A 5,002-nucleotide genomic window follows, 5' to 3' on the forward strand; every position below is an offset into this window, starting at 1 on the left:
AACGGCACTGGAACGAGCTCAAGAAAGCGGAAAGCGATGCTGCGTATAAGCCGTATCAGAAAAGATATGATCTCACCGAACTCCTTACGCTCGATCAATGGGATATCGTTACGATGCAGCAGGCAAGCCCGCTGAGCTATCAGTCGAACAGCTATCAGCCGTGGTTCAGCAATATCTATTCGCATGTCCGGCGTCACGCCCCGCAGGCAGAGATAGTCATTCAGATGACGTGGTCATACAGGGCCGACCATTCGCTCTTTACCAAGGGCGACGTGAAGGACCAGAACGACATGTTCGAACGCCTTTCCAATGCCTATAGTGAGGTCGCACGGGAATATAACTGCCGCATCATACCGACCGGCCTGGCCGTACAGCGCGCCCGCGCAGAACAGCCGGTGAAATTCAAACTGCATCACACTCAGGCGGACCTCGCCGCTCTCATGTACCCAAAGCTCCCGCCGGAACCGGACGGGTCTTTCATTAAGGGGTATTCCTGGAAGAAGGAAAAAGATGATGCCTGGAAATTGACGAGCGACCTTATTCATCTCAACAGACGCGGCGAATATCTGCAGGCATGCGTCTGGTTCGCCATGCTCTTCGGGAAGCGAACATCGGAGATATCGTTCGTACCGTCCGGGCTCGCTGAAGACGACGCACAGTTCCTGCGCGAGAGCGCGCAATGTGCGGTGGATAATTTCAAACAAGTCGCTTCCGGAAAGTGAACATCACCCGCTGGGCTGTATGAGCTGCATTATCGTCCGTGCGATGAGCGAATGCCCCGCCGCATCCGGATGATTAAGACCATTGCATAATCGCGCCGTGGCATCCTCGCCGCACTTTTCCATCGCCTCCCATTCGGCGTACACATCGGCGAGCGGAGCATCGTTCTTCCGGGCGATATCGCGCAGCTCAGCGACATAGTGAGCAAGCGTTCCGTCAATCTGCCGTGCTATGATATTCTCCATCGTCTTCCCGCGATGTACGTCCGCTATGTTCGGATTGTCACGCGACGCCATGAAATTCGGCGTAAGCACGACGATATCAGCCGCCGTCTTCTCACGTATGCCGGAAATGATGCCGTTCATGTGCTGGCGGTATCGTGCAATACCGTCCTTTCCGCCGCCGCAATCGTTCAGGCAGAACCCGATGATGACAAGATCGGGGCTGTGTCGGAACACATCGCGGTCAAGCCGGAACAATCCCTGCGCCGCCGTTTCCCCGCCGACGCCTGCATTTATGACGCTGAACGTCGTTGCGGGATGCGCCGCTTCGAGCAGGCGCTTCAGCTGATCGTGATACACGTTCTCATGATCGATGACACCCGCCTGCATGCAGCCCTGTGTTACGCTGTCGCCGAGCGCGCAGATAAGCACCGGCGCGGAAGATGTCTTCTGCGCCTTTTCATCGATGCGGTTCTTGAAATGCTCCAGCATATCATCTCCTTCTTTTCGATCACCGTTCGCCTGTCGAGAACCGTTCTTTCCCGCGAATTGCCTGAGCGGTGAGCAATGCTATCTCGTCATGAAAGGCGATCTTGAACGCCGCCGGCGCGTTCGCACGCACCGCCGCACGCTCCCCGGCAATGCCGTAGCAGATAAGCGCGGACGCTGCTGCCGCTGCCAGATCCTTCTCGACCGCGGCGAAGCAGCCGATGGCCGATGCCGCCGTACAGCCGGTACCGACGACACGCCCCATGAGCGCATGTCCATTATCGATGCCGTACGCCGTTTTCCGGTAGGCGATGATATCACGCACGCCGGTTATCACGATAACGGCATTACGCTCCTCGCTCAGAGTCCGTGCAATGGCGGAAAGATCGCCGTCGACCTTTCCCGATTCCACACCGCGCGTCTCAGCGGACATTCCCGCGAGCACCGCTATCTCGGATGCATTGCCCTTGATGATATCGATATGGATCTCCTTAAGGAGCTTCTTCGCAGCCTCCGTGCGCATCGGGGTAGCCCCGGCACCCACCGCATCGAGCACGATAGGAATGCCCTTCTCATTGGCGCGTCTGCCTGCTGTCACCATCGCATCGATAAGCTCAGCGGTCAGCGTCCCGATATTGAGCACGAGCGATTGCGCGAGCGACGTCATATCCGCCGCTTCTTCCTTCGCATGAGCCATGACGGGAAAGGCGCCGAATGCCCGTGTCACGGCAGCACAGTCATATATCGTCACCCAATTGGTGATGTGATGTACGAGCGGGGGGGTCGTCCGTACCTTGTCGAGGATTGCTGCTGCGTCCATACTGTCTCCTTGTCAATAAAAAAATAAGGCGGCCCGAAGCCGCCTGGTCGCCATAATACGTTCGTATTCGGTTTCCTAGCGCCGGCATTACCCGGTTCAGGTTCAATGGGTATTATCTCAGCCGGCCGTACCGGCACCCCAACCGCGGAAGTGGAAAGATCGATACGGGCATACTATTCTATCATGAGAATATGTCAATAAGCAGTGCGGATGAATCATTGCAAATAGCTGAAAATCACCTATAATCGCCGGTAAGAATTCATCGGAGATTGGCATGCTGAAGAACAAAGAACGCCTCGTATGGATATCCGTCGTCGTATTCATACTCTGCATTTCATTTTTCACGATCTACCAGCCATCGAAGGCGAAGGCGCAGGAATTGGACGATGACTATCTCAATTACAGCCGCATGCTGAACGGCGTGTACAATACGCTCCGCGAATACTATGTCGATCCCGACAAAGCCACCGCCCGGAAGCTCATGATGGGCGCTATCAAGGGTATGCTCGAAGCGGTGGAAGATCCATTCACAATGTATATGGATGAAAAGCTCACCGAAGAGCTCACTACGGAAATGGCCGGTGAATTCGGCGGTCTCGGCATTCAGCTCGGCATGAACGATGACGGCTGGCTCATGGTCATGGCCCCCATCGAAGGTACGCCGGCGGAGCGCGCGGGGATACGCAGCGGGGACATCATCGCGGAAATAGAAGGCAAGTCTACCAAGGGCATGGCGATAGAACAGGCGGTGCGCATACTCCGCGGAAAGGAAGGAACGAAAATAACGATCTCACTCGCCCGCGAGGGTGAAAGCGAGCCGATAAAGGTCACGCTCATTCGCGCGAAAATAATCATCAAGAGCGTGAAGACGGAATTCATCACGAACGAGGGCATCGGCTATGTGCGCCTTATCAATTTCGGCGATAAGACGACGCAGGAGCTCAAGGATTCGCTCCTTTCGCTCAAGTCGCTCGGCATGAAAAAGCTCATACTCGATCTCAGGAACAATCCCGGCGGACGCCTCGATACCGCGCAGAACGTCGCCGATTTCTTCTTAAGCTCGGGGAAGATAGTCTATACCCGTGGGCGCGACGCGAGCCAGAGCAAGGACGCCTTCGCCACAGCGGCGAACGACATCTGTGTCGATACGCCGATGATAGTGCTCGTCAACGGCTACAGCGCATCCGCATCTGAGATAGTCGCCGGGGCGCTGCGCGACAACAAACGCGCGATACTCGTCGGCCAGAAGACCTACGGGAAATTCTCCGTGCAGCAGGTGCTCCCCATCGACCCGAAGAACAAGGTGACCTGTAAGATAACGGTAGCGAAATACTTCACCCCGGGGGGCTACAGCCTCCATAAGGAAGGCCTTCCCCCGAACATCGTGGTCGAGGACGAGGAATTCAGCAAGGATGAGATAGTCGCCGTGCGGCATATACGCGAGGGAAAATTCATCAAGGATTACGTCCATACGAATCCGGTGCCGGATAAGGATGCCATTGAGCTCCCGAAGCTCATGCAGAAGCTCACCGCGAGCTGCATAAAGATACGCCCCGAGCTCGTTGAGCGCCTCATCTACGTCGAGCGCGGCAGGGCGAATTACAAGAAGGTGATAGACCTGACGTACGACCGGCAGCTCAAAGAGGCGGTCAGTCTCGTGAAAAAGCCCGATACGTTCGATTTCAAGAAATACCCGCTCCCGCCGCTCACGTCGACGAACAAGGACAAGTAGGCCGTTATCGCCGTGGCGTCGAAAAAGCGCATATGATGCGGCCTTGCGATTACCGCATGCGCGACGGCAGGATATGCGCGCGAAGTTCGCTCCCCGAGGATGATTACTGCATCCTCCATTCGTCGTTCGAGACGAAGGAGGTGACCGCGTTCAATGCCGAAATGAAGGCGCTCCTCAAGGCGAAGAACTACGATTTCTCCGGCTTCGTCTTCCCGCGCGACGTGAACCTCGGCGACATGGGATTCGCACGCGGCATACCGGTCTCATTCGCCGGCGCCCGCTTCGCCTACGGCATGCGCATGGACCTCGAGCGCTTGGATAACGACATCGATTTCTCGAACGTCATCTTCACGCGAGCGGCATCGTTCTCGAACAACACGTTCTTCGGGAGCATACGCTTCAGCCGCGCCGAATTCAGGGCGGACACATCGTTCGCGCTCACTGTCGTCCGCGGGAATGCACGGTTCGACGGGGCCGTGTTCTACGGCAAGGCCGACTTCTCCAATATCGACATCCAGAAGGAGACGTCGTTCGCCGGCGTCAAATTCGTGAAGGAAGCGGCATTCAGCGGCGCCGTGTTCGGAGCGGCCACCGATTTCGAGAAGGCGGTATTCAACGAGGACGCGAATTTCGCCAACGCATCGTTCATTGCGGATACGAAGTTCTCGTACGGCTCATTCCACGGCAAAGGCATTTTTGCGAATGCGCACTTCATCGGCCCCTCGACGTTCACAAAAACGGATTTTTACAAGGAATCAAATTTTTCCAACGCCGTGTTCGTCACCTACCCCGACGTGCGCGAGGCGCGCTTCAATGTCCGTCTCGATTTCATGTCAAAGATAAAACGCGCCGGCCGCCGCGGCGTACGATGAACCGTCCGCTCGGGACGTTCCCGAATCATCACGTAAGAAAATAAAACCACGGAGGGCACAGAGAATGCAATGAAGCGTATGGAGAACAACGCACAGCAGGTATCATCTTTCGGGTGAAAATGTTCAGCTGCCCTTCCGTTCTTTCTCG

Annotated in this window: 5 protein-coding genes and 1 riboswitch; of the genes, 3 read left to right on the forward strand and 2 right to left on the reverse strand. The window is 56.2% G+C overall.

Annotation, left to right across the window (positions count from 1 at the left end; translation table 11 throughout):
• Positions 1–722, forward strand: a 722-nt coding sequence (locus AABZ39_00005) for a DUF4886 domain-containing protein (protein ID MEK6793128.1), incomplete at its 5' end; no start/stop codon positions are given.
• 3 nt (positions 723–725) lie between these two features.
• Here the strand turns inward: AABZ39_00005 and AABZ39_00010 are convergent.
• The gene (locus tag AABZ39_00010) at positions 726–1,433 is read right to left on the reverse strand and encodes a GDSL-type esterase/lipase family protein (protein ID MEK6793129.1); all 708 of its coding nucleotides are present in this window, start codon (positions 1,431–1,433) and stop codon (positions 726–728) included.
• 19 nt (positions 1,434–1,452) lie between these two features.
• A complete protein-coding gene (thiM, locus tag AABZ39_00015; protein MEK6793130.1) occupies positions 1,453–2,250 on the reverse strand; it encodes a hydroxyethylthiazole kinase in 798 nt (265 codons plus the stop codon).
• A 55-nt stretch (positions 2,251–2,305) separates the two neighbouring features.
• Positions 2,306–2,401: riboswitch (TPP riboswitch) on the reverse strand.
• 123 nt (positions 2,402–2,524) lie between these two features.
• Here thiM and AABZ39_00020 point away from each other — a divergent pair.
• The gene (locus tag AABZ39_00020) at positions 2,525–3,982 is read left to right on the forward strand and encodes a S41 family peptidase (protein ID MEK6793131.1); all 1,458 of its coding nucleotides are present in this window, start codon (positions 2,525–2,527) and stop codon (positions 3,980–3,982) included.
• Positions 3,983–4,014: 32 nt separating this feature from the next.
• Positions 4,015–4,854 (forward strand): pentapeptide repeat-containing protein, encoded by an 840-nt coding sequence (locus AABZ39_00025; protein ID MEK6793132.1) that lies wholly within the window; start codon positions 4,015–4,017, stop codon positions 4,852–4,854.
• Positions 4,855–5,002 lie beyond the last annotated feature (148 nt).

This window comes from Spirochaetota bacterium, assembly GCA_038043445.1.
Lineage (GTDB): Bacteria > Spirochaetota > Brachyspiria > Brachyspirales > JACRPF01 > JBBTBY01.